This window comes from Kaistia sp. UC242_56 (assembly GCF_044452255.1).
In the GTDB taxonomy this organism is placed as follows: Bacteria; Pseudomonadota; Alphaproteobacteria; order Rhizobiales; family Kaistiaceae; genus Kaistia; species Kaistia defluvii_A.
Genome location: NZ_JBIOAN010000002.1, coordinates 3,842,655 through 3,867,079, shown reverse-complemented (window position 1 = coordinate 3,867,079; position 24,425 = coordinate 3,842,655). Strand labels below are relative to the sequence as shown.

Annotated in this window: 28 protein-coding genes; 11 read left to right on the top strand and 17 right to left on the bottom strand. The window is 65.6% G+C overall.

From position 1 onward, the window contains the following. The first annotated feature begins 1 nt into the window (after position 1). Positions 2–646, top strand: a complete 645-nt coding sequence (locus ACHMWQ_RS20985) for a glutathione S-transferase (protein ID WP_396308950.1) — start codon at positions 2–4, stop codon at positions 644–646. 69 nt (positions 647–715) lie between these two features. Next, complete coding sequence (locus tag ACHMWQ_RS20980) at positions 716–1,975, top strand: DUF4282 domain-containing protein (protein WP_396308949.1); 1,260 nt, start codon at positions 716–718, stop codon at positions 1,973–1,975. Between the two features lie 100 nt (positions 1,976–2,075). Here ACHMWQ_RS20980 and ychF read toward each other — a convergent pair whose 3' ends face one another. The 3 genes from ychF to ACHMWQ_RS20965 are packed head-to-tail and all read right to left on the bottom strand — an operon-like array spanning position 2,076 to position 4,600. Beyond that, positions 2,076–3,170, bottom strand: a complete 1,095-nt coding sequence (gene ychF, locus ACHMWQ_RS20975) for a redox-regulated ATPase YchF (protein ID WP_354550697.1) — start codon at positions 3,168–3,170, stop codon at positions 2,076–2,078. Positions 3,171–3,178: 8 nt separating this feature from the next. Further along, the gene (pth, locus tag ACHMWQ_RS20970; RefSeq protein ID WP_396308948.1) at positions 3,179–3,934 is read right to left on the bottom strand and encodes an aminoacyl-tRNA hydrolase; all 756 of its coding nucleotides are present in this window, start codon (positions 3,932–3,934) and stop codon (positions 3,179–3,181) included. 39 nt (positions 3,935–3,973) lie between these two features. Continuing rightward, positions 3,974–4,600 (bottom strand): 50S ribosomal protein L25/general stress protein Ctc, encoded by a 627-nt coding sequence (locus tag ACHMWQ_RS20965; protein WP_396308947.1) that lies wholly within the window; start codon positions 4,598–4,600, stop codon positions 3,974–3,976. 255 nt (positions 4,601–4,855) lie between these two features. On the opposite strand from ACHMWQ_RS20965, the gene exbB reads away from it, so the two are divergent. Both exbB and exbD read left to right on the top strand, forming a co-directional pair. Further along, positions 4,856–5,773 carry a tonB-system energizer ExbB gene (gene exbB / locus ACHMWQ_RS20960; protein ID WP_354550692.1) on the top strand — a complete coding sequence of 306 codons (918 nt, stop codon included), beginning with the start codon at positions 4,856–4,858 and terminating at the stop codon, positions 5,771–5,773. 8 nt (positions 5,774–5,781) lie between these two features. Further along, positions 5,782–6,201, top strand: coding sequence for a TonB system transport protein ExbD (gene exbD, locus ACHMWQ_RS20955; RefSeq protein ID WP_396308946.1), 420 nt, complete (start codon positions 5,782–5,784; stop codon positions 6,199–6,201). Positions 6,202–6,370: 169 nt separating this feature from the next. On the opposite strand, the gene ACHMWQ_RS20950 is transcribed toward exbD, so the two are convergent. The 5 genes from ACHMWQ_RS20950 to lgt all read right to left on the bottom strand — a co-directional run bounded on the left by ACHMWQ_RS20950 (position 6,371) and on the right by lgt (position 10,791). After that, positions 6,371–7,303 carry a ribose-phosphate pyrophosphokinase gene (locus ACHMWQ_RS20950; RefSeq protein WP_266329763.1) on the bottom strand — a complete coding sequence of 311 codons (933 nt, stop codon included), beginning with the start codon at positions 7,301–7,303 and terminating at the stop codon, positions 6,371–6,373. A gap of 150 nt (positions 7,304–7,453) precedes the next feature. After that, a complete protein-coding gene (locus tag ACHMWQ_RS20945) occupies positions 7,454–7,891 on the bottom strand; it encodes a hypothetical protein (RefSeq protein WP_354550690.1) in 438 nt (145 codons plus the stop codon). Between the two features lie 197 nt (positions 7,892–8,088). Next, positions 8,089–8,859, bottom strand: a complete 771-nt coding sequence (pgeF, locus tag ACHMWQ_RS20940; protein WP_396308945.1) for a peptidoglycan editing factor PgeF — start codon at positions 8,857–8,859, stop codon at positions 8,089–8,091. Between the two features lie 52 nt (positions 8,860–8,911). Beyond that, positions 8,912–9,970: a class I SAM-dependent methyltransferase gene (locus ACHMWQ_RS20935; protein ID WP_396308944.1), complete on the bottom strand. Its 1,059-nt coding sequence runs from the start codon at positions 9,968–9,970 to the stop codon at positions 8,912–8,914. After that, positions 9,967–10,791 carry a prolipoprotein diacylglyceryl transferase gene (gene lgt / locus ACHMWQ_RS20930; RefSeq protein ID WP_396308943.1) on the bottom strand — a complete coding sequence of 275 codons (825 nt, stop codon included), beginning with the start codon at positions 10,789–10,791 and terminating at the stop codon, positions 9,967–9,969. The genes ACHMWQ_RS20935 and lgt overlap by 4 nt, the downstream gene beginning before the upstream one ends. Positions 10,792–10,941: 150 nt before the next feature. Between lgt and ACHMWQ_RS20925 the strand changes: the two genes are divergently transcribed. Both ACHMWQ_RS20925 and ACHMWQ_RS20920 read left to right on the top strand, forming a co-directional pair. Further along, the gene (locus tag ACHMWQ_RS20925; RefSeq protein WP_396308942.1) at positions 10,942–11,238 is read left to right on the top strand and encodes an accessory factor UbiK family protein; all 297 of its coding nucleotides are present in this window, start codon (positions 10,942–10,944) and stop codon (positions 11,236–11,238) included. Positions 11,239–11,373: 135 nt separating this feature from the next. Further along, a complete protein-coding gene (locus tag ACHMWQ_RS20920; protein ID WP_396309502.1) occupies positions 11,374–11,709 on the top strand; it encodes a GIY-YIG nuclease family protein in 336 nt (111 codons plus the stop codon). A 73-nt stretch (positions 11,710–11,782) separates the two neighbouring features. Here the strand turns inward: ACHMWQ_RS20920 and ACHMWQ_RS20915 are convergent, their stop codons facing one another. Next, positions 11,783–12,670, bottom strand: a complete 888-nt coding sequence (locus tag ACHMWQ_RS20915) for a branched-chain amino acid aminotransferase (RefSeq protein WP_396308941.1) — start codon at positions 12,668–12,670, stop codon at positions 11,783–11,785. 256 nt (positions 12,671–12,926) lie between these two features. Here ACHMWQ_RS20915 and ACHMWQ_RS20910 point away from each other — a divergent pair, with 256 nt between their 5' ends. The 3 genes from ACHMWQ_RS20910 to ACHMWQ_RS20900 are packed head-to-tail and all read left to right on the top strand — an operon-like array spanning position 12,927 to position 15,727. Beyond that, positions 12,927–13,463, top strand: a complete 537-nt coding sequence (locus tag ACHMWQ_RS20910; RefSeq protein WP_396308940.1) for a MarR family winged helix-turn-helix transcriptional regulator — start codon at positions 12,927–12,929, stop codon at positions 13,461–13,463. 19 nt (positions 13,464–13,482) lie between these two features. Then, a complete protein-coding gene (locus tag ACHMWQ_RS20905) occupies positions 13,483–14,193 on the top strand; it encodes a response regulator (protein WP_266329752.1) in 711 nt (236 codons plus the stop codon). A gap of 43 nt (positions 14,194–14,236) precedes the next feature. After that, positions 14,237–15,727: an ATP-binding protein gene (locus ACHMWQ_RS20900; protein WP_354550679.1), complete on the top strand. Its 1,491-nt coding sequence runs from the start codon at positions 14,237–14,239 to the stop codon at positions 15,725–15,727. Positions 15,728–15,734: 7 nt separating this feature from the next. On the opposite strand, the gene ACHMWQ_RS20895 is transcribed toward ACHMWQ_RS20900, so the two are convergent. The 6 genes from ACHMWQ_RS20895 to ACHMWQ_RS20870 all read right to left on the bottom strand — a co-directional run bounded on the left by ACHMWQ_RS20895 (position 15,735) and on the right by ACHMWQ_RS20870 (position 19,909). Next, entirely contained in the window at positions 15,735–16,553 is an 819-nt protein-coding gene (locus tag ACHMWQ_RS20895; protein ID WP_396308939.1) for a VOC family protein, read from the bottom strand. A 152-nt stretch (positions 16,554–16,705) separates the two neighbouring features. Next, a complete protein-coding gene (locus ACHMWQ_RS20890; RefSeq protein WP_396308938.1) occupies positions 16,706–17,059 on the bottom strand; it encodes a tRNA-binding protein in 354 nt (117 codons plus the stop codon). Positions 17,060–17,111: 52 nt separating this feature from the next. Next, positions 17,112–17,777, bottom strand: a complete 666-nt coding sequence (locus ACHMWQ_RS20885) for a TetR/AcrR family transcriptional regulator (RefSeq protein WP_396308937.1) — start codon at positions 17,775–17,777, stop codon at positions 17,112–17,114. Between the two features lie 58 nt (positions 17,778–17,835). Then, entirely contained in the window at positions 17,836–18,660 is an 825-nt protein-coding gene (gene proC, locus ACHMWQ_RS20880; RefSeq protein ID WP_396308936.1) for a pyrroline-5-carboxylate reductase, read from the bottom strand. Between the two features lie 191 nt (positions 18,661–18,851). Next, positions 18,852–19,355, bottom strand: a complete 504-nt coding sequence (locus ACHMWQ_RS20875) for a YbjN domain-containing protein (protein ID WP_266329747.1) — start codon at positions 19,353–19,355, stop codon at positions 18,852–18,854. Positions 19,356–19,696: 341 nt separating this feature from the next. Further along, positions 19,697–19,909, bottom strand: coding sequence for a cold-shock protein (locus tag ACHMWQ_RS20870; RefSeq protein WP_266330359.1), 213 nt, complete (start codon positions 19,907–19,909; stop codon positions 19,697–19,699). A 607-nt stretch (positions 19,910–20,516) separates the two neighbouring features. On the opposite strand from ACHMWQ_RS20870, the gene ACHMWQ_RS20865 reads away from it, so the two are divergent. Further along, a complete protein-coding gene (locus tag ACHMWQ_RS20865) occupies positions 20,517–20,714 on the top strand; it encodes a hypothetical protein (RefSeq protein WP_396308935.1) in 198 nt (65 codons plus the stop codon). 24 nt (positions 20,715–20,738) lie between these two features. On the opposite strand, the gene ACHMWQ_RS20860 is transcribed toward ACHMWQ_RS20865, so the two are convergent. Together ACHMWQ_RS20860 and lepB are read right to left on the bottom strand one after the other, a co-directional pair. Next, positions 20,739–21,908, bottom strand: coding sequence for an MFS transporter (locus tag ACHMWQ_RS20860; protein ID WP_396308934.1), 1,170 nt, complete (start codon positions 21,906–21,908; stop codon positions 20,739–20,741). Positions 21,909–22,064: 156 nt separating this feature from the next. After that, positions 22,065–22,838, bottom strand: coding sequence for a signal peptidase I (gene lepB, locus ACHMWQ_RS20855; RefSeq protein ID WP_396308933.1), 774 nt, complete (start codon positions 22,836–22,838; stop codon positions 22,065–22,067). Between the two features lie 214 nt (positions 22,839–23,052). On the opposite strand from lepB, the gene ACHMWQ_RS20850 reads away from it, so the two are divergent. Then, positions 23,053–24,111: an LLM class flavin-dependent oxidoreductase gene (locus ACHMWQ_RS20850; protein WP_396308932.1), complete on the top strand. Its 1,059-nt coding sequence runs from the start codon at positions 23,053–23,055 to the stop codon at positions 24,109–24,111. The last annotated feature ends 314 nt before the right edge of the window (positions 24,112–24,425 follow it).

Below are 24,425 nucleotides of genomic sequence, written 5' to 3'. Positions count from 1 at the left end.
CATGCCGGATTTTACTATTGTCATCGGCTCGCGCCAGTGGTCGAGCTGGTCGATGCGGCCATGGCTGGTCCTGCGGCAGACCGGCGCGTCCTTTGACGAGGTGGTGCTGCAACATCGCACGGCCGCCGGCAAGGCGGAGGCGGCCGCTCTCGGGCCGACCGGCCTGGTGCCGCTGCTGATAGACCGTCGTACCCAGGTGCCGATCAAGATCTGGGATTCGCTGGCGATCTGCGAATATCTGGCCGAGTGCTATCCCGATCGCGGGCTCTGGCCGTCCGATCGCATGGCCCGCGCGACCGCGCGCTCGATCTCGGCCGAAATGCATTCGGGCTTCCGGCCGCTGCGGATGGCGCTTGCGATGGATCTGTTCGAGCATTTCCCAGGCGCCGGCCTCGATGAGCCCGGCGTTGCCGAGGACATTGCGCGGATCGATGCGATCTTCCGCGATTGCCGCACTGCCTTTGGGCTCGGTGGCCCCTATCTGTTCGGACATCGGACGATTGCGGACGCCATGTACGCCCCGGTCGTCAGCCGTTTCCGGACCTATGCGCCGGAACTGTCGGAGCACGCCGCGGAATATGTGGCCACAATGCTGGCCGATGAGGGCTTCAAGGCTTGGGAAGATGCGGCGCGCCGCGAATTATGAGACTCTGGCGCGACTCGCCGGCGGACGGAGCGCTGCGATGCGCGTGGAGTGCTTCTTTGGGATGACGACATGACCTCCTTCTTTGACCTCTTCAAATGGGATCGGTTCGTTGCGACGTCGGTCATCGAACTCCTGTTCTGGCTGCTGGCAGCCATCGCCGTCCTGTTCGGCATTTCGGGCCTGCTGAACGGCCTGGCGCTCGTCCAACTCGCCCCGGTTAATGCGCTGCTCGCCATCGCCTTCAGCATCATCGGCACGCTGGCGGCGATCGTCGCGGCGCGCGTGGCCTGCGAAGCCGTCATCATGCTGTTCCGCGTCAACGAGAACCTGATGGACATTCGGGACAATCTCGCGACGCCGGTCGAGCGCACGCCTTTCGTCGCTGCGCCGGCGCCCGTGGTCGAAGACCCGTTCGTCATGGCGTTCGAGGAGATGCTGCCGGCGCCGCCCGAGCCGGTTGTGACCCCTGTCGCGACGCGCGCCGAGGGCCGCTGGAGCGAGACGCGGGCACCCGCGGCGCGGACGTCCGAGACGGCGCGCGTTCCCGAACCGCGTCCCGAGGGAAAATCGAGCGAGACCAGTTCGCTGGAGGCAAGGCTGGCCGAGATCCGCGCCCGGCGCGACGGCGTGGCGGCGGCTGCCGCGCGCGCGGCCGCGACGACGGCGGCGCCCGCCGTGACGGATGCGGGCCTTGCCGGTGCGAGGCTGCATCTCGAAGAGGCCGCGGCGCCGAAATGGGAAGCGCCGCCGGTCATCTCTGCGCGACGCGACGAAGCCAAGCCCGAGCCCGTCAAGGCTGCGGCCGTCGAGGTCAAGCCGCCTGTCACCGAGCCCAAGCCCGCCATCGCCACGGCCCCGATCGTGGAGGCCAAGCCTGTCGAGCCCAAGGCTCCTGAGGTGAAGCCGGCGGAGGTGAAGGCGAGCGACCCCAAAGCGGTTGAGACGAAAGCTCCGGACGTCAAGGCACCCGAGGCGAAGGTCGCTGTCCAGTCCGCTCCGGACGTGCAGGCGCCGGCCGCCAAGGCTGCGGAGGCCGTGGCGTCGGAGGTGAAGGCACCCGAGGTGAAGGCGCCGGAACCGAAGCGCGGCGAATCCAAGAAGGCCGACTCGAAGAAGACGGCCAAGCTGGCGGACGCCGCCGTCATGAAGGCGGTCGAGGAAGCGCTGGTGGAGGTGGTCCAGGAAGCGCCTCAGGACACGCCGAAGGACGCGGCTACCGAAGCTGCCGACCGACTCGTCGAGGAGGCTACCAAGGCGCTGGTCGACGAGGCGGAGGCGACGATCGTCGCGGCGGGGCCTGAAAGGCAGAAGACCAACGACGCCGCCTGAGCATCCGGCCCAGCAGGGCTCCGAAGCTTCCTAGGCAGAATAGAAAAAGCCCCGGCGAAGGGTGTTTCGCCGGGGCTTTTGCTTGTCGGGGCGTTGCGCCTCAGGTGTTGAAGCGGAACAGCAGCACGTCGCCATCGGCGACGACATATTCCTTGCCTTCGTCGCGGGCGCGGCCCGCTTCCTTGGCGCCGGCTTCGCCGCCGAGGCGGGTGTAGTCGTCAAAGGCGATCGTCTGGGCGCGGATGAAGCCGCGCTCGAAATCCGAGTGGATGACGCCGGCGGCCTGGGGGGCCTTGGTGCCCTTGGTGATCGTCCAGGCGCGGGCTTCCTTCGGGCCGACCGTGAAATAGGTGATCAGGCCGAGCAGGTCGTAGCCGGCGCGGATCAGGCGGTCGAGGCCGGGCTCTTCCAGGCCCAGCGTCTCCAGGAACTCCGCCTGCTCAGCGGCGTCGAGCTGGGCGATCTCGGATTCGATCGCGGCCGAAATCGTCACGCAGCCGGCGCCCTGCGCCTTGGCCATCTCGAAGACGCGGTCGGAATGCGCGTTGCCGGTGGCCGACGCGGATTCCTCGACGTTGCAGACATAGAGGACCGGCTTCGACGTCAGCAGGTTGAGCGCGTCGAACATGGGGCGGTCATCGGCGGAGACGTCGAGCAGGCGCGCGGGCTTGCCCTGGCGCAGCAGTTCCAGCGCGGCGTCCATCAGCACGACCTGGGCCTTGGCTTCCTTGTCGGTGGCGGCGCGTTTGCGCAGCGGGGTGACGCGGCGCTCCAGGCTGTCGAGGTCGGCGAGCATCAGCTCGGTTTCGACCGTCTCGGCATCGGAGACCGGATCGATACGGCCTTCGACATGGGTGATGTCGCCATCTTCGAAGCAGCGCAGCACATGGGCGATGGCGTCGACTTCGCGGATGTTGGCGAGAAACTGGTTGCCGAGGCCTTCACCCTTCGAGGCGCCGCGCACGAGGCCGGCGATGTCGACGAAGGTCAGACGGGTCGGCACGATCTGCTGCGACTTGCCGACTGCGGCCAGCTTGTCGAGGCGCGGGTCGGGAACCGCGACTTCGCCGGTATTCGGCTCGATGGTGCAGAACGGATAGTTCGCCGCCTGCGCCGCCGCCGTCTTGGTCAGCGCGTTGAAAAGGGTCGACTTGCCGACATTCGGCAGGCCGACGATCCCGCATTTGAAGCCCATGATGTTCCTTACTCGTCCTTGACGCCGAAGAGGCGCTTCAGCCCCGCCGCGAACGGCCCACCGGCCGGCGGCGAAGCTGGTGAAGATGATGGTGTGCCCGACGCACCAGCGGAAGCCGTCGCCTCGACCTTGGCGGACTTCGCCGGCCTTTCGGCCGCGTCCGGCTTGTCGCCCTTCGGGGCTTTTGCCGGCTTGTCGGGCTCGAGGCTGCGATGCAGCCGATTGGCGAAGGTGGCGTCCTTGCCGTCGGCCAGCAGCGCGGCATTCTCGGCCACGGCGTCGAGCAGCAGATTGATCCACTCGCCGTCGACCTTGGCGAAATCATGCAGCACGTAGCCGTGCACGAGTTCCTTGGAACCCGGATGGCCGATGCCCAGCCGAAGCCGCCGATAGTCCTCGCCGACATGCGCCGAGATCGAGCGCAGGCCATTATGGCCGCCATGGCCGCCGCCGGTTTTCATCCGGATCTTGGCCGCGGGCAGGTCGAGCTCGTCATGCATGACGACGATATCGGCGTTGGGAATCTTGTGAAACCGGGCGGCTTCGCCAACGGCGCGGCCGCTTTCGTTCATATAGGTCTGGGGCTTCATCAGGAGCGTCTTGCGCCCTGCGAGCGTGCCCTCGGAGACCAGCGCCTGGAAGCGCGAGCGCCAGGGGCTGAAGCCATGGCGGCGGTGGATCGCATCCGCCGCCATGAAGCCGATATTGTGCCGGTTGAGCGCGTATTGGCTTCCCGGGTTACCGAGGCCGACAATGAGGAGCATCCTGCTTCCCCCACGCAAAAACCGGGAAAGTGCCGAAGCTTACGCCTTGGCGGCGGGAGCAGCCTCGGTGGCCGCAGCTTCGTCTTCTTCGCTCTTCAGAGCGGCCGGAGCCGCGATCGTCGCGATCGTGAAGTCACGCTCGGAGATGACGGGGGTCACGCCAGCGGGAAGCTGGACGGCCGAAATGTGGATCGAATCGTTGATGTCGAGGCCGGACAGGTCGACGACGATGTGATCGGGGATCGCATCGGCCTGGACCGTTGCTTCGATCTCGTGACGAACGATGTTCAGCACGCCGCCGCGCTTGAGGCCGGGCGACTGCTCTTCATTGATGAACTGCACGGGGATCTGGACGTGCAGGGTCGAGCCAGCGGAGACGCGCAGGAAATCGACGTGGATCGGCTGATCGGTAACGGGGTGCAGCGCGTAGTCGCGCGGGATCACGCTGATCTTCTCGCCGTTGACGTCGATCGTGGCCACGGTCGTCAGGAAGCCACCAGCGTGGAGCTTCATGAAGATCTCTTTGTGGTTCAGTTCGATCGCCAGCGGAGCCTGCTTGTTGCCGTAGATGACGGCCGGAATCTTGCCTTCGCGACGCGACGCCCGGGCGGCCCCCTTGCCCACGCGGTTGCGGACAGAGGCCGTGAGCTCGTAAGTATTGCTCATCGGTATTCTCCTTGTGTGAAACAGAAAAAGGCCGCGGTGCCTCCAGGGGTGTCGGCGCGGCCGGCGTCCTTATAGACGAGGGAGTCCGATCGAACAAGCGCGCTGCGGCGGAAGCGGCGGAAACGCTGGCCTCGCGCCAGGAAATTCGGACACATCGGTCCGTGCCGCCGGCGCCACGGAGTGCGCGGGTTGCGTCGGCTGGGTCCGTGCGTTATTCGGAGTGTAATACTCATCTTTAAAACGGTACGTGTCGCCATGCTTGCTAGTCTTTGTCGAGGGGCGGCCCTCTGGGTCGCCATCGTCGCTTTGTCGCTCCCCATCGGCAGCACGATGGCGTTCGGCCAGGCCGGAGAGGCGCCAGCCGCCTCCGCGCCTGCGGCAGCAGCACCAACTCCGGCGCAGCCGATCGCTCCCGAGCCCGCCTTGCCGGATTCGGTCGAGGCGCCGGCCGGCGAACCCGGCGTCGATCGTTCGACCCTGCCGCATGACCTGTCGCCGATCGGCATGTTCACCAACGCCGACATTGTGGTGAAGGGCGTCATCGGCGTGCTGATCGCCGCCTCGATCCTGACCTGGGCCATCTTCCTGTCGAAGACGCTGGAACTCGCAGCATTGCGTCACAAGACGCGGGCGCTGGGCGAGCGTGTCGCACGCTCGCGCACGCTGCCCGAGGCGGAAGCGCAGGTTGGACGGCGCAAGGATCCGGCCGCCAGGCTGGTGCAGGCCGCCGTCGAGGAAGTGTCCCTGTCGGCCGGGCTTTCGGCCGAAGGCATCAAGGAACGCGTCGCCTCGCGCTTCGAACGGATCGAATCCGGCGCGGGGCGCGAGATGATCCGCGGCACGGCGGTGCTCGCGACGGTCGGCTCGCTTTCGCCCTTTATCGGCCTGTTCGGCACGGTCTGGGGCATCATGAATTCGTTCATCGGCATCAGCCAGGCCAACACGACCAATCTTGCCGTCGTCGCCCCCGGCATCGCCGAAGCGCTGTTCGCGACCGCGATCGGCCTGGTCGCCGCCATCCCGGCCGTGCTGTTCTACAATGTGTTCGCCCGCATCATCGCCGGCAACAAGGCGGTGATCGCCGACGTTTCGGCCGAGACGATGCGCCTGGTTTCGCGCGATCTGGACCGAGCCGACGCACGAGGCCCTTCGCGCCTCGCCGCGGCGGAGTGAGGGAAGCCATGGCAGGCAAGCTCACCCATCACGACGACGAACTGGTCGAGAACAGCGAAATCAACGTCACGCCGTTCATCGACGTGATGCTCGTGCTGCTGATCGTGTTCATGGTCGCCGCGCCGCTGGCGACCGTCGATGCGCCCGTCGACCTGCCGCGTTCCAACGCCAAGGCGGCGCCCCGCACCGACAAGCCGATTTTCCTGTCGCTCAAGCCGGACCTGTCGCTGGTTCTCGGCAACGATCCGGTCGCGGCCGAAGGCCTCGGCCCGGCGCTCGACGCGCTGACCAAGGGGAACCGCGAGGAGCGGCTCTATCTCCGCGCCGATCGCAAGGTGGCCTATGGCGACGTCATGGAACTGATGAACAAGCTGCGTGACGTCGGCTATGCCAAGGTGGCGCTCGTCGGGATGGACGGTGCCCGGTAGGGGCGAGCCGCATCCCGTCCCAAGACCGCCTGAGGCGGGTGGCGCTCCCAAAGGGGCAGGGTTGAGAAAGGTCGGCTTCCGTTATTGAACGGTGGCCTGCAGCTGAAAGCAAAAAAAAGGCCCGGACTGCCTGACTGGCATCCGGGCCTTTTTCTTGTCTGCAGCGCTATCAGATGAACAGGCTCGAGACCGACTTCTCGCTGGCGGTGCGGTTGATCGCTTCGCCGATCAGGGTCGAGATCGAGGTGACGCGGATGTTCGGCGCCTTCTGGACCGCTTCCGTCGGCTGGATCGAGTCGGTGATCACCAGTTCCTTGAGCATGGAATTGCTGATGCGGGCGACCGCGCCCCCCGAGAGCACGCCATGGGTGATGTAGGCGACGACCGACTTCGCGCCCTGGGCCAGCAGCGCCTCGGCGGCGTTGCACAGCGTGCCGCCGGAATCGACGATGTCGTCGAACAGGATGCAGTCGCGTCCCTCGACATTGCCGATGATGTTCATGACTTCGGATTCGCCCGGCCGCTCGCGGCGCTTGTCGACGATGGCGAGCGGCGCATCGATGCGCTTGGCCAGCGCACGGGCGCGCACCACACCGCCGACGTCGGGCGACACGACCATGACATTCTCGAGCTCGTAATGTTCCTTGATGTCACGCGTGATGACGGGAACCGCGAACAGATTGTCGGTCGGGATGTCGAAGAAGCCCTGGATCTGGCCGGCATGCAGGTCGAGCGTCAGGACGCGATCGGCGCCGGCATGGGTGATCAGATTGGCGACCAGCTTGGCGGAGATCGGGGTGCGCGGGCCGGCCTTGCGGTCCTGGCGGGCGTAACCGAAATAGGGAAGGACCGCCGTGATGCGGCGCGCGGAGGACCGGCGCAGCGCATCGATGATGATCAGCAGTTCCATCAGGTGGTCGTTGGCCGGGAAACTGGTCGACTGGACGACGAAGACGTCCTCGCCGCGCACGTTTTCCTGGATCTCGACGAAGATTTCCTCGTCCGCGAAACGACGGACTGAGCACTTCGCCAGCGGGATTTCGAGATAGGTGGCGATCGCCTCGGCGAGCACCCGGTTGGAGTTTCCGGCAACCAGCTTCAAGGTCTCGTGTCCCGACGTGAGGAGGTATAGGGCGAGCCAACCCCGCAAGGAGGTCGTTCGTTCAGGCGGCGCGTTGTACCAACTGCGCTGCCGCACTGCAAACGCGATTCGCGCGCGGGCGGCAAGCGCAGATTGGAGTCGATGTCGCGGTCACGCTCCCGATCCCCAGGCGACGATGGAAGCAACGGTGCGGCGCGCGACGTTCGAGATGGTGGCGTCGTCGACGCCCTGCCACGGATCCTGCGAGCCGTTCGCCGATGTTTCCTGGCCGGAAATCCGGTGGACGCGACGTCCGCTGGCGTCGAGCACGTCCCAGACATAGACGAGGATCGTGCCGGTGGAGTCGCCGACGGCGGAGAGATAGCCCTTGACCACGTAGTTGGCCTGCGGATCGCCCGACGGCACGAGCGCGACGTTTTGCGCCAAGGCTTCCTGGCCCAGTTGCGACGAAAGCTTGGTGAGGATGTTGCCGGGAGCGCCCGTCACAGGCGCGAACGAGAACTTGGCGTTGGCGAGCGGCACTGCCGGCAGGGCTGGCGTCGTGGGTGCGGAGGCCGTCGCCGAACCGGACGACGAGCCAGAGCTCAACGTATTGTTGCAAGCTGCCAAAGCAAACGTGGCCAACAGGATGGCGGCGCATGCGAGCAGCCGATTTCCCTTCACCATCATGGCGATCGTCCTTCCGGCGCGGTCGTCAGGACCCCTGGAGCCTGTCTAGCGGCAATTCAATACGGGGTCCAGACGCGGTTTCCCGAACTGCATGATTGCGGGGCCTTCCGGGCTACTTACGCGACGATCGTGATCGCATGCAGCAGCCGGCCATAGTCGGGCTCGCCGGCATGGGTCGTGCGCCGGTAGGAGAAGAAACGGCCGGGGTCGGCATAGGTGCAGAGCGCCAGGTCATCGACCGTGCCCAGCCCGGCGGCCCGCAGGCGCATGCCGATGAAGGCCGGCAGGTCGAACTGGTGATGCTCGGCGCGCCCCGACGGGGCGAAGAACGCATCATTGGCCGCGTCGGCCTCAAGAAAGCGGGCGCGGAATTCCGGCCCGACTTCATAGGCCGATCGGGAGATGGTCGGTCCGAGCACGGCCACGATCCGTTCCCGGCGCGCGCCCAGCGCTTCCATGGCGGCGACGGTCGCCTCCAGCACACCGGTGAAGGCGCCCTTCCAGCCGGCATGCGCCGCGCCGACGACGCCTGCCGCGCCATCGGCGAAGAGCACGGGGCCGCAATCGGCCGTGCCGACGCCGATGGCTATCCCCGGGTGGTTGGTGACGACGGCGTCCGCCTTGGGGCCTTCGCCAACCGGCCAGACCGCATCGACGGTGACGACGTCGGGACTGTGCACCTGGTAGGGGGTGGCGAGCCGGTCGGCCGCGACGCCCAGATCCGCCGTGACACGGGCCCGGTTCTCCATCACATGCGTGCGCTCGTCGGCCGAGCCGACGCCGCAGTTCAGGCTCGCATAGATGCCTTCCGAAACGCCGCCCTGCCGCGTGAAGAAGCCATGCCGGATGCCCGGGAGGGCGGAGAGGGCGTCGGCGGTGATCTTCATGGCGTGTCTCCTGCAAGGCGGGAAGGGTAGGGCTTGATCCGACGAATCGATGTCATCCGAAAGGCGGGGCGACCAGATTGCCGCCTGTCACGCAGAGCACTTTGAACAGGGAGCCCATCGCGGCCGGGCCGGCCAAGCGCTCGACGGCGGCGCGGATCGCGTCCTGCGTGGCGGCGTCCTTGCCGGCGCCGAGCCGGCCGGCCCGTTCGAGCAGGCCGAGCGCCAACAGGAAATCGCCCTGCGTCCAGATGGCCGAGGCGCGGGCGCCGTTTGCCTCGGCGGTGCGGGAAAGCGCAGCGAAATCGACATGCACGGTGAGGTCCGCTTCGCCGGGATGGGCCAGCGGATCGTCGAAGGCATGGCTGCGGAGCGCCTGCAGGGTGTCGCCATAGCCGGATTCGGCATGGCCATAGTCGATCGTCAGGAAGGCGCCGCCGGAGTGTTGCAGCCGGGCGGCGAGCGTCGCCATGATCGCCGCCGAGATCGAGGCGGTCTCGACCAGCGAGCCTTCCGGCGCCCGGTCGTCCGCGCCGTCGAAATGCGCATTCCCTCGGAGGCCGAAGGCGAGCCGCCCTTCGCTGACGCCGACCATCCGTTCCGCCCAGCCATCCGCCGTGCGGAGGAACTGCCGGACCGGCAGCGCGTCGAAGAGTTCGTTGGCGACGACGATCGCGGGGCCTTCCGGCAGCGCGTCGATATGCTCGATCCAGTCGATGGCGTGCCCGGCGAGCGTATCGGCCTGGATGGCGCGCAGCCGGGGGCTGGTCTCGACAAGCACGATGGTCGCGGCTTTTTCGAAGTCGGGCGCGACCTTCGCTGCGCGCAGCGCATCGGCCATGAGCGTGCCGCGGCCGGGACCGATCTCCGCCAGGACGAAGGCGGCCGGGCTGCCCATGCGCCGCCAGGTCTCTACCGCCCACAGCCCGATCAGTTCGCCGAACATCTGGCTCACTTCCGGCGCGGTGACGAAATCGCCGGCGGATCCGAACGGTTCGCGCGTCGTGTAGTAGCCAAACTCGGGGTCGCCGAGACAGGCGGCCATATAGTCGGCGATGGTGATCGGGCCGAAATTCTCGATGCGATGGACCAGCTTTTCGGCCAGCGGGGTCATGCAGCGGCGACCGGACGGCGCGAGGCGACGACGAGCAGGATGATGCCAGCGATCACCAGCGGCAGCGAGAGCAGCATGCCCATGGTGAGGCCGCCGGAGAAGTAGCCGATCTGGATGTCCGGCTCGCGGAAGAATTCCGAGAAGATGCGGGCGAGGCCATAGCCGATCGCGAAGATCGCCGAGATGAAGCCGGGCTGGCGCAGGCGCAGCTGCTTGTGGGTGAAGAAGCGCAGAACGAGAAAGAGCACCAAACCTTCGAGCAGGGCTTCGTAAAGCTGGCTCGGATGGCGGGGCTGGCTGTCGGCATTGGGGAAGATGATCGCCCAGGCGACATCGGTCGGGCGGCCCCAGAGCTCGCCATTGATGAAATTGGCGATGCGGCCGAACAGCAGGCCGAAGGTGACCGAAGGCGCGACGACGTCGATCAGCGACCAGGTCGGGATCTTGCGGGAGCGCGCAAACAGGATCATGGCGATGACGGTGCCGAGGAAGCCGCCATGGAAGGACATGCCGCCATTCCACACCTGGAAGATCTGCCAGGGGGCGGCCAGGAACATCGGCAGGTCGTAGAAAAGAACGTAGCCCGCCCGCCCGCCGACGATGATGCCGATCGTCGCCCAGACCACGAAGTCGTCGATGTCGATCGACTTCATCGGCGCGCCGGCCGGGCCCCAGAGCCTGGCATTGTTGACGAGGCGCTTGGCGTACCACCAGCCGATCAGGATGCCGACGATATAGGCGAGCGCGTACCAGCGGATCGCGAACGGGCCGATCTGGATCAGGGTCGGGTCGATGGCCGGGAAGGGCAGGGCGAACAGCATCAAGTGGCTCCGGCGGTCGGTCGGGCGGCATTGGTGCGCTGATCCGGGGGGAAGGGTCAAGCCCGGGCGTGCGCGACCCCTCGACACCTTGTTCGCCGGAGGGCACGCAACCATACTAGAAGGGAGATACCGTTACCCCGGAGGCTGCCCATGAACACGACCCCGAACCGGCTGTTCGACGAATTCGCCAAGCTGATGACCGACGCCGCCGGCATGGCGCAGGGCGTCAAGCGCGAAGCCGAGACCGTGATGAAGCATCAGGCCGAGCGCCTGTTTGCCGATATGGACTTCGTCAAGCGCGATGAGTTCGATGTCGTTCGCGAGATGGCGCAGAAGGCGCGCAGCGAGAACGAGGCACTGACGGCGCGGGTCGCCGAGCTGGAGGCCAAGCTGGCGGTGCTGACCCAGGGCCATATCGTTGCCGTGCCCTCGACCGACGAGCGCTAAGCGCACAATCGGCTCACAAGATCTAATTAAACCCGGGTAATATTTGACATTGGAATATTGCCCGGGTAAAAAGCCGCGCTGTGCGGCTGCTCGATCGTGGCCGCTCTCAACAAGACGATCCGGGGAGCGGATGACATGCAGCGCGACGAGCGGAAGGCGGCCATTTCCGCCTACAAGAAGCGGGAAGACAGCGTGGGCATCTATGCCGTCCGCTGCGCCACGACGGGCGAAGCCTGGGTCGGCAAGGCGCCCAATCTGGATGCGATCCAGAACCGTCTCTGGTTCACGCTCGGACATGGCACGTGCACGGCGGCGAGCCTGCAGGCTGCCTGGAACCGGCACGGCTCAGACGCCTTTCGGCTCGACGTGCTCGAGCGGCTGGAGCCTGAGGAATCCGCCTATATCCGCAATGCGGTCCTGAAGGAGCGCTGCCAGCACTGGCGGGCAGAACTTGGCGCGCAGACCGTCTGACATTCCCACAAAGAAAAACGGCCGGAGAAATCTCCGGCCGTTTCTTTTGTTTCTCGAGGATCCCGCGACTGGATCAGGCGAGGACCTTGGCGCCCTGGACGAGGTCCGTATAGGCCTGCATCAGGTCCGCGCTGATCTTGCCCGGCGTGAACTTGTGCTCGCCGATCTCGGAGACGGGCGTGACTTCGGCGGCGGTGCCGCAGAGCCAGCATTCGCTGAAGGTCGAAAGCTCTTCCGGGGCGATCCGGCGCTCGATCACTTCAAGGCCGCGCGACTTGGCAAGGCCGATCACCGTCTGGCGGGTGATGCCATTCAGGAAGCGGTCGGCCAGCGGCGTGTGGATGACGCCATCCTTGACGAAGAACACGTTGGCGCCCGTCGATTCCGCGACATTGCCTTCCCAGTCCAGCATCAGCGCATCGGCATAGCCGCAGGCTTCGGCGGCATGCTTGGAGATCGTGCAGATCATGTAGAGACCCGACGCCTTGGCCAGCGACGGAGCGGTGCGCGGATCGGGACGGCGATACTTCGCCCAGTCGAGACGGATGCCCTTCAGGCGCTCGGCAGGGGTGAAGTAGGACGGCCATTCCCAGGCGGCGATAGCGACGTTGATCTTGTTCTTCTGGGCCGAGACGCCCATGGCCTCGCTGCCGCGCCAGGCGATGGGGCGCAGATAGCCGTCGACCAGGCCGTTCTTGGCGAGCGTCGCGTTCGAGGCCTCGTCGATCTCCTCGATCGTGTAGGGGATCTTGAAATCGAGGATTTCGGCCGAATGGAACAGCCGCTCGGTGTGCTCGCGCAGCTTGAAGATGGTGCCGTTATAGGCGCGCTCACCTTCGAACACGGCGCTGGCATAGTGCAGGCCATGGGTGAGTACGTGAATCTTCGCGTCCTTCCACGGAACGAAGGATCCGTTTATCCAGATCCAACCATCTTTCTGGTCGAAGGGGACCGCGCTCATTTTCCTCACTCCATATCGGCCGCCGGCTGCGGCCGCGCCCTGTTGGCGTTGATTGTCGTGCCTATTTCTCGCGCCGGTTGGGCAAAGTAAAGCCAGTTCCAGCAACGACTTTTTTGCGCCGCCTTGAAACAGTCGGTAAAGTGCCGGTCGAAACGCGATCGCGCGAGAGGGTGTCGCGGGAAGGGAAACGGCTGGCGCGTTCGATCATTTCGTCGCGGCCACTCATCAGGTAACAATCGAACCAAAATATGTCAATATGGCTGACATAAATTTCGCGACCGATTCGAAGGGACCGGCATCCGTGCAGCGCGACGAGTCCGTCAAAACGCCTCTTTCGGTCCAGGAACAGCCCGAACTGGTGCTGATCGAACTGCTCTTCTACGCCTATCGGGACTTCGTCTCCGATCCGGACGTCGTGCTGGCGAAGTTCCAGTTCGGCCGCGCCCATCACCGCGTGGTCCACTTCGTAAACCGCCATCCGGGCATGCGCGTCGCCGACCTGCTGGACATCCTGAAGATCACCAAGCAAAGCCTCGGGCGCGTGCTCAAGCAACTGATCGATACCGGCTATATCGAGCAGGTGCCGGGGCCTGTCGATCGCCGGCAGAGGCTGCTTTATCCGACCGCCAAGGGCAGGGCGCTCGACCAGCGTCTCACCGAACCGCAGGCGGAACGCATCCGTACCGCGCTTGAGCCGTTGGGTCCGGAAGGGCGCCTCGCGGCCGAGCGTTTCCTTCGGCTGATGATCGATCCGTCCGAACGGGATAAGGTCGCGCAGATGATCGAGCAGTGATGCGCGTGGAGTATGCACGATGAGCGATTTGGCAACCGCCCCCCTGGCCGATGATGCGCCGCATCTTCTCGTCATCGACGATGATGCGCGCATTCGCACGCTTCTCTCGCGTTACCTGAACGACAACGGCTTTCGCGTCGATGTCGCGGCCAACGCCGCCGAGGCGCGCGGCCGACTCGGTGGCCTCGCCTTCGATCTGCTCGTCGTCGACGTGATGATGCCGGGCGAGACCGGGCTCGAGCTTCTCCGGAGCCTGCGCGAGACGATGGAGGTGCCGATCCTCATGCTGACCGCGCGCACCGAGATCGAGAGCCGCATCAAGGGCCTGGAACTCGGCGCCGACGACTATCTCGGCAAGCCGTTCGAGCCGCGGGAACTGCTGCTGCGGATCAACGCGATCCTGAAGCGCGGCACCGCGACCGCGGCGCCGCTGATCGAGCAGGTCCGCTTCGGGCCCTTCACCTTCCACATCGCCCGGCGTGAGTTGCGGCGCGGGCAGGAGACGATCCGGCTGACGGATCGCGAGCGCCAGATCATGGCCGTCTTCGCCGAGACGCCGAACGAGACCGTGCCGCGCCTGTCGCTGCTGGCCGAGGACGAGCCGGCCGGCGAGCGTACCATCGACGTGCAGATCAACCGGCTCCGCCGCAAGATAGAGGTCGATCCCGCCAACCCGCTCTTCCTGCAGACGGTGCGCGGCATCGGCTACCGTCTGGTGACCGAAGCGTGACGCCATCCCGCCAGTCGGCTGTCGCTACCCGGGGTCGGCGCTGATGGACAAGCTTCCGCCTTCCATCCCAAGCCGTCGCGTGACCGGCGGCTGGGCTGAGTGGCCCGCCGTGGTCGCGCTGCGCCGCCTGGCCCGATCGCCGGCTGCCAATTCTCTGCGCCGGCTTGCGCGCCGCGCGCAACCTGTCCTCGACGTCTTGCTGGTGCCCTATCGCTTCCTCGGCAAGCGGATGGCGGCGGCGATGCCGAAGGGGCTCTATGCCCGCGCGCTGATCATCATCATCACGCCGATCGTCATCCTGCAGTCGGTGGTTGCCTTCGTCTTCATGGAGCGTCACTGGCAGACGGTGACGCAGCGCCTTTCGGCCGCGACCGTGCGCGACATCGCGGCGATCGTCGACCTGATCGACACCTATCCCGCCGATCCCAACTTCACCCAGATCATCCGCATCGCGCAGGACCGGCTCGGCCTGACCATTTCGGTCATCCCCAACGAGCCGCTGCCGCCGGCGGCGCCGAAGCCGTTCTTCTCGCTGCTCGACAGCGCGCTGTCGCGCGAGATCGGCCGTCAGATCAACAAGCCCTACTGGATCGACACGGTCGGGCGCTCCAACCTCGTCGAGATCCGCATCCAGCTCGGCGACAAGGTGCTGCGCGTGCTGGCTCGCCGTAGCCAGACCTATGCGTCCAATTCCGAGATCTTCATCTTCTGGATGGTGGGCACCAGCCTGGTGCTGCTGACGATCGCGATCGCCTTCCTGCGCAATCAGATCCGCCCGATCCAGCAGCTCGCCGATGCGGCCGAGAATTTCGGCATGGGCCGCGAAATGGCGGATTTCAATCCGCGCGGCGCGCGCGAGGTGCGACGCGCTAGCGCCGCCTTCATGGAAATGCGCAACCGCATCGAGCGGCAGATGGAACAGCGCACGACGATGCTGGCCGGCGTCAGCCACGACCTGCGCACCGTGCTGACGCGCTTCCGCCTGCAATTGGCGCTGCTGCGCGAAACGCCCGACATCCGCGCCATGCGCCGCGACGTCGACGACATGCAGCGCATGCTGGAGGGCTATCTGGCCTTCGCCCGCGATGACGCAGACGAGCCGACGGCGGCGACCAATATCGCGACGCTGCTGGCTGAGGTCGCGGAGAACGCCAGTCGGGTGGGGCACGACGTTTCGCAGGACTTCACGGGCGATCCGATCGTCAGCATCCGCCCGAACGATTTCAAGCGCTGCCTGTCCAACCTGGTGATGAATGCGTGCCGGCACGGCGACCGCATCGAACTGCACGGCTCGCATGTCGACGGCTGGCTCGTCATCCATGTCGATGATGACGGGCCGGGTATCGAAGAGGCGGAGCGCGAGGCGGTGTTCCGGCCATTTTACCGGCTCGACGAAGCGCGCAATCTTGACGAGAGCGGCACCGGCCTCGGCCTGCCAATCGCCCGCGACATCGCGCGCTTCCATGGCGGCGATGTCACGCTGTCCGATGCGCCGGGCGGCGGCTTGCGCGCCACGGTCCGCATTCCGGCCTGATCAGGCCTCAGGCGCCCGGCTGCAGGCGGATGCGAGTGCCCCAGGGGTCGAGCAGTTCGCGCTCGGCGTGGATCCCCGAACCCGCCAGGGTCACATAGGCGAGGCCGTTGCGCTCGGGATCGCGCTTGCCCGCGCCCCGGCTCTGCCAGTGGTTGGCGCCGATATGGTGGTGGTAGCCGCCGGACGACAGGAACGAGGCGCTGGGCATCGTCGTGACTTCGTCGAGGCCGACTTCCGACTTCCACCAGTTCGCCGCCACCGGGGCGTCGCCGACACGCAGATGCACATGGCCGATGCGCAGGAATTCCGGCGCGCCGCTCCATGGCGAAGGCCGCTCTCCGAGCGAAGAGACGATCGCATTGACGTCGAGCGGATCGGTCGCCATGCGCACATGCGGGCCTTCCCAGACCCACTCGTCGGTCGGGCGATCGGAATAGATCTCGACGCCATTGCCTTCGGGGTCGGTCAGGTAGAACGCCTCGCTCACCAGATGATCCGCCATGCCGTCGACGGGCAGGCGCTTCTCGCTCGCATACAGGATCCAGCGGCCGAGATCGGCGCGCGTCGGCATCAGGAACGCGGTATGGAAGAGGCCCGCCTGCCGGGTATCGTCGCTCGTGCCGCGCGGATGCGGCTCGATCACAAGGAACGGCACGCCGCGGGCGCCGAGCGTCACGGTCCCGCCGGCGCTCGAGATCGTCTCCAGGCCCAGGACGTCGCGGTAATAGTCGGCGACCTTCTCGACGTCATGCGCCTTGAGGCCGACCTCGGCGATATGGATCGGACGGGTCAGGGAAAAGGGCAGTCCGGTTTCGGCTTGGCTCATGGCGTGGCGACCTCTGGTTGAAACCAATACCTAGTCATTCAGGTCCGGGATCGACAGTCGCACGCCAGTGAACACACCGTCCAATGGCGGCGGAAGCCTTGCGGGATCGCGTTTTCTTCAAGCGAACCGGTACCCACTTCGCTCGAAACGCTCTAGAACAGGCGGCCGCCATCCGGCACGGTCCGCTCGACGGCGGTCAGCACCACGTCGCCCTCGGCGTCCGGCATGCCGAGTGTAAGAACTTCCGACATGAAGGGGCCGATCTGGCGCGGCGGAAAGTTCACGACCGCCATGACCTGGCGGCCGATGAGCTCGGCCGGCTGGTAATATTTGGTGATCTGGGCCGAGGACTTCTTGCGGCCGATCTCCGGACCGAAGTCGATGACCAGCTTGATCGCCGGCTTGCGCGCTTCCGGAAAGGGGCCCGCTTCTACGATGGTCCCGACCCGGATATCCACCTTGAGGAAATCGTCGAAGCTGATCGTCTTTGGGGCGGGCGCGTCCATGTCGTCTCTCCGTTGGCTGACCGCTCACGGGGCAGCATGACGAGCCGCCGGGTCAAGCGGCCGGCTGGGCCGTGTCAGGCTTCGGCTCGCGCGGCCTGCGCTCCGGACGATGGCGATGAAGCCGGTTGGCGACGCGGCAGACCAAGCCCGCGGCCCGGTCGGTGCGACGCGACCACGTCTCCGCATGTTCCAGCGCCCGGTCGAGCGCCGCCATCGTCTTCGACAGGTCGGGATCTTCATCCTTCAGCCATACCGGTAGGACGCGCGACATCATCAGCACGAAGCCCTGCGTCCGCGCCGCGCCGCGCAGGCCGTCGGTTGAGATGCCGGCCCCCGCCAGCGTGAAGCGGGCGCTGTCGAGGGCGACGCGGTTGAGGCAGAGCGCGAGCGCCGGGTCGCGCCGGGCGGATTCGGCCAGATGGCCGATCGCGGCGCGATACGGCGCCATCTGGTCGAGGCGCTTCATGATCAGGTCGAACAGCCGGTCGCGGCCCGACTCGTCCGTCGAGGGCGTCTCGGCTCCGTCGAGCACGGCACGGTCGATACGGCGCATGAAGTCGGCGAGGATGTCGATCTTGCCGTCATACGCCTCGCGCAGCGCTCCCAGAGAAAGCCCGGCCCGGGCCGCGATGTCGCCAAGGCCGATTTCGGCATAGGGCTTCGCGGACAGCAGACCGAGCAACGCGTCGACGATTTGGGTCTTCGTCTCGTTCGGCATGATGCAATCTCCTCTATTCCCTCTATCTAGGGATGCCTTGTGGCGGAGACGAGGCTGATCAGCCGGCCAGTTCCTCGGCGCGCTGCTTGGCGGCCGCAACCGCGCGCACGAGAAGCGGTGCCAGGCCGTCCTCCGCCATCAGCACGTTCAGCGCCGCCGCCGTGGTGCCGCCCGGCGAGGTCACGTTCTTGCGCAGGGTGTCGGCCGGCAGCGGCGACTGATTGAGCAGTTCGCCGGCGCCGACGATCGTCTGCCGGGCGAAGCGGGCGGCGAGCTCCGGCGTGAAACCGGCCTCGATGCCGGCCTTGGTGAGGCATTCGACGAGCAGGAAGACATAGGCAGGGCCGGACCCGGAGACGGCGGTCACCGTGTCGATCAGGCTCTCCGTCTCGACCCAGCCGAATTCCCCAACCGCCGCAAGCAGGGCGCCGACCAAGTCGCGATCCTCTGCTGTCACGGCCGGATTGGCGAAGGCGCCGGTCATGCCGCGCCCGACCTGGGCCGGCGTGTTCGGCATGGTGCGCACGATGGCGCCGCCAAGCGCGGCTTCGAGCGTCGCGATCGTGGTGCCCGCGGCAATCGAGATCGTCACTGTGCCCGGGCCGATCAGGTCCCGCACGGCGGGAAGCGCCGTGCCCATCATCTGCGGCTTGACCGCCAGCAGCAGCACACGCGCCGTGACGCCGGCGGGCGCGCTGGTCTCGTGTGCGATGCCATGCGCGGCCAGAAGCGCCAGCGTCTCTTCCGGCGGCTTCGGGTCGACGACGATCACCGCCTTCGGGTCCAGCCCGGAGGCAAGCCAGCCGGTCAGCAGCGCGCCGCCCATCTTGCCGGCGCCGATGAGGACGATAGGGGAGGAGGGCGTCAGGGCGGAGAGAGACATGCGGAAGCGCTCGTTCGTGAATGGCGACGATGTGTCTGTACGGCGCTCCGCGCCGGCGCGAAAGGCCTCTCCCATGCGCCGCGCCGCAGGCTGGGCAAGGAGACGCGGTCAGGCAGACGCTGTCCGGCCAAGGGGCCGGCAACAGAGGAGAGGAAGGCGGCGCGCGGGTTACACGCGCCGGCCTCGATCGATCAGGCTTCGCCGACCGTCTCGAACAGGACGGTTTCGAGCGCCTCGGCGGCGGACTTGCCGGCCCAGACCACGAACTGGAAGGCCTGGTAATAGCGCTCGCAGCTTTCGATCGCGTTTTCCAGCAGTCCCTCGACCTGGCGGCTGTTGGGTTCCGCGCCGCCGGCCAGCAACAGCGTCTGCCGATACATGACGACGCCTTCCTTGCTCCAGAGGTCGAAATGGCCGATCCAGAGTTGCTCGTTCACCAGGGAAAGCAGGCGCATGACTTCGGTCTTGCGCGGGTCTGTCACTTTCAGATCGAAGGCGCAGGCCAGGTGCACCGCCTCCATGTCCTCCATCCAGGAGAAGGAGACGTGGTAGTCGCACCAGCCGCCGGCGATGGAGATGGTGATCTCGTCGTCGCCGGATCGCTCGAAGCTCCAATCATTGAGCCCTGCGATGTGCTCGATCATATCGACCGGATTGGACTGCCGGTCTTCGGTCTCGAAGTCGATGAGGCTCATGGCCGACCCTCGCGCTTGATCGGGGAAAACGCAACGCAACAAAACGACTGCCGAAAGCAGATCTTCAGAGCCAGCCCTCCTGTTGAGCAAGAACCGGTCCGCCCCGTGCGGAAAAACCGGTATCCATCTCGTTCTCAACGGTGGCGCCAGGCAGAGCAGCGCGAATCTTCATTGAGTATCAGTATATAGGGAGCCTAAGAAATTTCGCGATGACTTTTCCTCCACTGGGGTGTCGGAATTGTGGACGCTCAGGCAGGCGGCGCCCCTGGCGGTTCTCCAGACCTAAAAAAGCCGCCGGCGTGGCCGGCGGCTTTCTCGATCATGTCGCGATGGCGAAGGTACTAGCCCGGCTGCAGATCCACGGCCTTCGGGCCCTTGCCGCGCTTGTCCGGCTCGGTCTCGAATGTGATCCGCATGCCATCGTTCATGTTCGAAATACCCGAACGCTCGACGGCCGTGACGTGAACGAACACATCCTTGCCGCCGTCATCAGGGGTAATGAAGCCGAATCCCTTCGACGCATTGAAGAATTTGACTGTACCAGTCTGTCGCATCGCTGTTCCTTTCCCGTTCTCTTCATTCTGCCAGCCGCTCCGCTCGGCCAGCACACTCCAGGCACTCAGGTTGTCGGGGAAAGGTCTCTGCGTCTTATCGATATCGTGCGGTCGCTCACGCTAGCCGCCCCGCGAATGTCGTAGCATCCGACGCGCTTTGTTCCAGTCTCCGTCGGGTCCTTTGCCCGTGCAGGGCAAAATATGCTTCAGCATTCGCAGAAAATCAATGCCCTACATTCCCATACGTAAGGTATCGCGTTGCTTGGCAAGACTGCAACCTGCCTTACCATTATTCTATATGTTCGACTGACGGTAAGCATGGCTTGGCAGGCAGGGCATATTGCGTTGCGGCACCTTGAGGCCAAGGCGCCTTGCGCTGCAAGGGGAGCATGCCCAGATAGGTAGGCGCGAGGAGCCCGAAACGAACCTCCGGAAACGGAAGCCGGCGTGTCATTCAACTGGCATGAACGCTGCATATTGCGGGGCGGAAACGCCGAATACGCGCTTGACGAAAATTTGACGTCACGCAACGGAACAAAGTCGGACGGATCGCATTATATCTCACGATCATATTTATCGTGTTCGCAGGGCAGGGCGGAGATCGATGATGTCAGGGTTCAGCGCGGATAATCTGCTGGCAGCGGCGGCAGTCTGGGTTGCAATCATGTTGCCGAGCGCGGCGTTCGGCCACGACCCCGTTTCGGAGGGCGTGGTGGCGCAGCGCTGCCATGCCAGCCAAGTCCAGGCTCAGTCCTCCGACACCGTCCCGGATCTTGTCCGCATCGGGTCCGATCGCGCGGCCTGATCCCTAGCTGATATCTACCTGCATTCAGGCGGCCGGCGCCGTTGCCGGCTGTTGCCGGGCGAGGTGCCAGGAAGCCAGCGCCACAATCAGGGCCGCGACCGTCAGCGTGGCGCCGACCAGAGGTAGCTTGTCATAGGTCGCGCCCATGGTGATGGCGAGCCCGCCCACCCACGCGCCGCCGGCATTGCCGACATTGAATGCACCCTGGTTCAGCGTAGACGCCAGATTGGGCGCCTCGCCGGCGCATTCGATCACGCGCATCTGCAGGGGCGCGATCAGGATGAACATCACGCAGCCCCAGACGAAGACGCTGATGCAGGCGCCGATGACGGAATGGCTGGTGTAGGTGAACTGCGCCAGCACGAGGATCAGCGCGGTGAGGGCGCCGAGGATCGTCGGCATCAATTTCCAGTCCGCCAACCGGCCGCCGATCAGGTTGCCGATCGTGATGCCGACGCCGAACAGCAGCAGCACCCAGGTGACCTGATGCGGCGCTAGGCCGGTCACGGTCTGCAGGATCGGCGCGATATAGGTGAAGCAGGCAAAGGTGGCGGCTGCCGACAGCACGCTCACGGCCATGGCGAGCCAGACCTGCAGGCGCTTGAACACGGCAAATTCGCGCATCAGGCTCGGTGGCGCGGTGGCGCCGCGGTCGGACGGAACCCAGGCGATGATGGCCGCGACCGAGACCAGGCCGATCGCCACGACGGCCCAGAAGGTGGCGCGCCAGCCGGCGATCTGTCCGAGCGCGGTGCCGCCCGGCACACCGAGAATGTTGGCGAGCGTCAGGCCGGCGAAGACCAGCGCCATGGCCTGGGCGCGCTGGTTGCGCGGCACCAGCGTGCCCGCGACGACGGCGCTGATGCCGAAGAACGCGCCATGGCCGAAGGCGGTAAACACGCGCGCCGCCATCAGCAGCCCGTAGGTGGGTGCGACGGCGCAGAAGATGTTGCCGACCACGAACAGCATGGCCAATCCGACCAGCGTGATCTTGCGCGGCAATCGCGCGGTGGCCAGCACGATGATCGGTCCGCCGATGACGACGCCGATCGCATAGCCGGTGATCAGCAGGCCCGCGCTTGGGATCGAGACGCCGAGATCCGCCGCCACTTCCGGCAGCAGGCCCATGATGACGAATTCAGTCGTGCCGATGCCGAACGAGGCAATGGCCAGGGCGAAGAGGGCGATCGGCATCAGGAAGTCCGGCGGTGAAGGGCGGTGCGGCTGGAGAGGCGCGATGGACGAGAGAATGACCGCCGACCTGCGCATTTTGCAATGCACAAATCGTCGGTCATTGCATTTTGCAACGCACGTTCAGTGAGGCGCGGGGGATGATCCCCGCAGAGCCGGTCAGGTGATGGAGGTGAAGAGCCGGTTCCAGCGGATCGACCACGGCCACTTCCAGAATTCCCAGACGCGTGCGCCGTCGGCGATCGAGAAGAACACCCAGCGGGCCTTGCCCTCGACATTCTCGTTGGGAACGAAACCCATCGACTGCATGTCGCGCGAATCCGCCGAATTGTCGCGGTTGTCGCCCATCATGAATAGGTGGCCGGGCGGAACTTCATATTTGGGCGTGTTGTCGAACGAGCCGCGATCGCCCTCGATCTCGATGATCTGGTGCTTGACGCCGCTCGGCAGCGTTTCTTCGTAGCGCGGCGCGGAGATCGTGTTACCGAAGAAATCCTTGGTCTCGTAAGGCTCGATCGGCTGGCGCTCGACCATCTTGTCGTTGATGTAGAGCCGGCCATCGATCATCTGCACGGTGTCGCCGGACTTGCCGATGACGCGCTTGATGAAATCGGTCGAATTGTCCTTCGGTCCCTTGAAGACGACGATGTCGCCCTGGTTCGGCTCCGAGCCCCAGATGCGGCCTTCGAACGGTCCCATGCCGAACGGGAACGAGTAGCGCGAATAGCCGTAGGAATATTTCGAGACGAACAGGTAGTCGCCGATCTCCAGCGTCGGGATCAGCGAGCCCGACGGAATCTCGAAGGGCTGGAACAGGAAGGTTCGCACGATGAGTGCGATGATCAGCGCTTCGGCGAAGACGCGGATGGTGCCGCCGAGACCGTCCTTGGACGACTTCTTTTTCTCGGCGGTCTTCTCTAGTTCAGCCATCATGCGACTTTCAGCCGATTGGGGAGCCTGTCATTTAGGCGATGCCGGCCCGAGCGGCAACCGAAAGCCGTCGGGCCCGCCCGCCCGTCGGCGATGCGATGCTCGTATCGGTTGACGATGCGTCTTCCTGCGTCGGGGCTGACCAGCGACGGGGATATCGCCATATCTGCGGCGATCCGGGCCGTTCTGCTCCGAAGCGCCCGAAGAGGTGACCCCAATGGAATTCGGCATCTATACCTTCGGCGACAATATGCCCGACCCGATAACGGGTGCCCGGCTCGATCCGGTGCAGCGCGTGCGCAATCTGATCGAGGAGATCGAACTGGCCGACCAGGTCGGCCTCGACGTCTTCGGTCTCGGCGAGCATCACCGGTCCGACTATCTGGTATCCGCCCCCGACGTGATCCTGGCGGCCGGCGCGGCGCGGACGAAGACGATCCGTCTCTCCAGCGCCGTCACGGTTCTCTCCTCGGACGATCCAGTCCGTGTCTTCCAGCGCTTCTCGACGCTCGACCTCGTGTCCAACGGTCGCGCCGAGATCATGGCCGGGCGCGGCTCGTTCATCGAATCCTTCCCGCTGTTCGGCTTCGACCTCGGTGACTATGACGCGCTGTTCGCGGAAAACTTGGACCTGCTGCTGAAGCTGCGCGAAGCCGAGCGGGTGACCTGGCCCGGCGGCCATCGCGCCGCGATCCACGACCTCGGCGTCTATCCGCGTCCCGTCCAGGATCCTCTGCCGGTCTGGATCGCGGTCGGCGGAACGCCGCAATCGGTCGTGCGGGCAGCGGTGCTTGGCCTGCCGCTGGCGATCGCCATCATCGGCGGCAACCCGGCCCATTTCCAGCCGCTGGTCGACCTCTACCATCGCGCCGCAAAGGAATCCGGCAGCGACCCGACCCATCTGCGCGTCGGCATCAATTCGCACGGCTTCATCGCCGAGAATTCGCAGGACGCGGCCGACATCGCCTATCCGCCCTTCGCCGCCGTGATGACCAAGCTCGGCAAGGAGCGCGGCTGGCCGCCGACAACGCGCGGCCAGTTCGAGGCCCAGCGCCGACTGCATGGCGCGCTCTTTGTGGGCAGCCCCTCGGAGGTGGCCGAAAAGATCCTCTACCAGCACGAACTGTTCGACCATGACCGCTTCCTGATCCAGTTCAGCGTCGGCACGCTGCCGCATGACAAGATGATGAAGTCGATCGAGCTGTTCGGGACCAAGGTGGTGCCGGAGGTCCGGAAGGCGCTGGCCGCGAAGGCGGAAACGGCCGCTGTCCCATAGGCTTGTGGCGGGATGTTGATGCTCCGCAGCGCCGCGACAATCGTTAACGCGGGGCTGATTCGGGGCCTGCTGGCGATTCGCGGGGAGGGCGCCCTGGCTGAGAGCGGCGCGTTGCGGGATGACGCAGCGACCGGCAGGAAAACGCAGGAAACGAGCGGCTTTTCGCGTTCGTGTTGATGGGGCCGGCGCCTGCAACTCGAATTTTTTTGCGCGCCCTAACCCCTTCGGAATTCCTCACTTTTGCCCTTCAAACCCTTAACGGGCCCCGCGTGGTTAACCACTCGTTAACCAGCGTGTCGCACACATTGCTTAAC

What these genes read in the sequence shown, in the direction of transcription:
- ACHMWQ_RS20900 (WP_354550679.1), top strand. Translation starts at nt 14,237, where the DNA reads ATGGACAAGCTTCCGCCTTCCATCCCAAGCCGTCGCGTGACCGGCGGC.
- ACHMWQ_RS20925 (WP_396308942.1), top strand. Translation starts at nt 10,942, where the DNA reads ATGAACACGACCCCGAACCGGCTGTTCGACGAATTCGCCAAGCTGATG.
- ACHMWQ_RS20910 (WP_396308940.1), top strand. Translation starts at nt 12,927, where the DNA reads ATGGCTGACATAAATTTCGCGACCGATTCGAAGGGACCGGCATCCGTG.
- ACHMWQ_RS20980 (WP_396308949.1), top strand. Translation starts at nt 716, where the DNA reads ATGACCTCCTTCTTTGACCTCTTCAAATGGGATCGGTTCGTTGCGACG.
- ACHMWQ_RS20860 (WP_396308934.1), bottom strand. Translation starts at nt 21,908, where the DNA reads ATGCCGATCGCCCTCTTCGCCCTGGCCATTGCCTCGTTCGGCATCGGC.
- ACHMWQ_RS20915 (WP_396308941.1), bottom strand. Translation starts at nt 12,670, where the DNA reads ATGAGCGCGGTCCCCTTCGACCAGAAAGATGGTTGGATCTGGATAAAC.
- ACHMWQ_RS20920 (WP_396309502.1), top strand. Translation starts at nt 11,374, where the DNA reads ATGCAGCGCGACGAGCGGAAGGCGGCCATTTCCGCCTACAAGAAGCGG.
- ACHMWQ_RS20885 (WP_396308937.1), bottom strand. Translation starts at nt 17,777, where the DNA reads ATGCCGAACGAGACGAAGACCCAAATCGTCGACGCGTTGCTCGGTCTG.
- ACHMWQ_RS20850 (WP_396308932.1), top strand. Translation starts at nt 23,053, where the DNA reads ATGGAATTCGGCATCTATACCTTCGGCGACAATATGCCCGACCCGATA.
- ACHMWQ_RS20895 (WP_396308939.1), bottom strand. Translation starts at nt 16,553, where the DNA reads ATGAGCCAAGCCGAAACCGGACTGCCCTTTTCCCTGACCCGTCCGATC.
- exbD (WP_396308946.1), top strand. Translation starts at nt 5,782, where the DNA reads ATGGCAGGCAAGCTCACCCATCACGACGACGAACTGGTCGAGAACAGC.
- ACHMWQ_RS20870 (WP_266330359.1), bottom strand. Translation starts at nt 19,909, where the DNA reads ATGCGACAGACTGGTACAGTCAAATTCTTCAATGCGTCGAAGGGATTC.
- exbB (WP_354550692.1), top strand. Translation starts at nt 4,856, where the DNA reads ATGCTTGCTAGTCTTTGTCGAGGGGCGGCCCTCTGGGTCGCCATCGTC.
- ACHMWQ_RS20890 (WP_396308938.1), bottom strand. Translation starts at nt 17,059, where the DNA reads ATGGACGCGCCCGCCCCAAAGACGATCAGCTTCGACGATTTCCTCAAG.
- lepB (WP_396308933.1), bottom strand. Translation starts at nt 22,838, where the DNA reads ATGATGGCTGAACTAGAGAAGACCGCCGAGAAAAAGAAGTCGTCCAAG.
- ACHMWQ_RS20985 (WP_396308950.1), top strand. Translation starts at nt 2, where the DNA reads ATGCCGGATTTTACTATTGTCATCGGCTCGCGCCAGTGGTCGAGCTGG.
- ACHMWQ_RS20965 (WP_396308947.1), bottom strand. Translation starts at nt 4,600, where the DNA reads ATGAGCAATACTTACGAGCTCACGGCCTCTGTCCGCAACCGCGTGGGC.
- ACHMWQ_RS20875 (WP_266329747.1), bottom strand. Translation starts at nt 19,355, where the DNA reads ATGAGCCTCATCGACTTCGAGACCGAAGACCGGCAGTCCAATCCGGTC.
- pgeF (WP_396308945.1), bottom strand. Translation starts at nt 8,859, where the DNA reads ATGAAGATCACCGCCGACGCCCTCTCCGCCCTCCCGGGCATCCGGCAT.
- proC (WP_396308936.1), bottom strand. Translation starts at nt 18,660, where the DNA reads ATGTCTCTCTCCGCCCTGACGCCCTCCTCCCCTATCGTCCTCATCGGC.
- ACHMWQ_RS20935 (WP_396308944.1), bottom strand. Translation starts at nt 9,970, where the DNA reads ATGACCCCGCTGGCCGAAAAGCTGGTCCATCGCATCGAGAATTTCGGC.
- ACHMWQ_RS20865 (WP_396308935.1), top strand. Translation starts at nt 20,517, where the DNA reads ATGTCAGGGTTCAGCGCGGATAATCTGCTGGCAGCGGCGGCAGTCTGG.
- ychF (WP_354550697.1), bottom strand. Translation starts at nt 3,170, where the DNA reads ATGGGCTTCAAATGCGGGATCGTCGGCCTGCCGAATGTCGGCAAGTCG.
- pth (WP_396308948.1), bottom strand. Translation starts at nt 3,934, where the DNA reads ATGCTCCTCATTGTCGGCCTCGGTAACCCGGGAAGCCAATACGCGCTC.
- lgt (WP_396308943.1), bottom strand. Translation starts at nt 10,791, where the DNA reads ATGCTGTTCGCCCTGCCCTTCCCGGCCATCGACCCGACCCTGATCCAG.
- ACHMWQ_RS20905 (WP_266329752.1), top strand. Translation starts at nt 13,483, where the DNA reads ATGAGCGATTTGGCAACCGCCCCCCTGGCCGATGATGCGCCGCATCTT.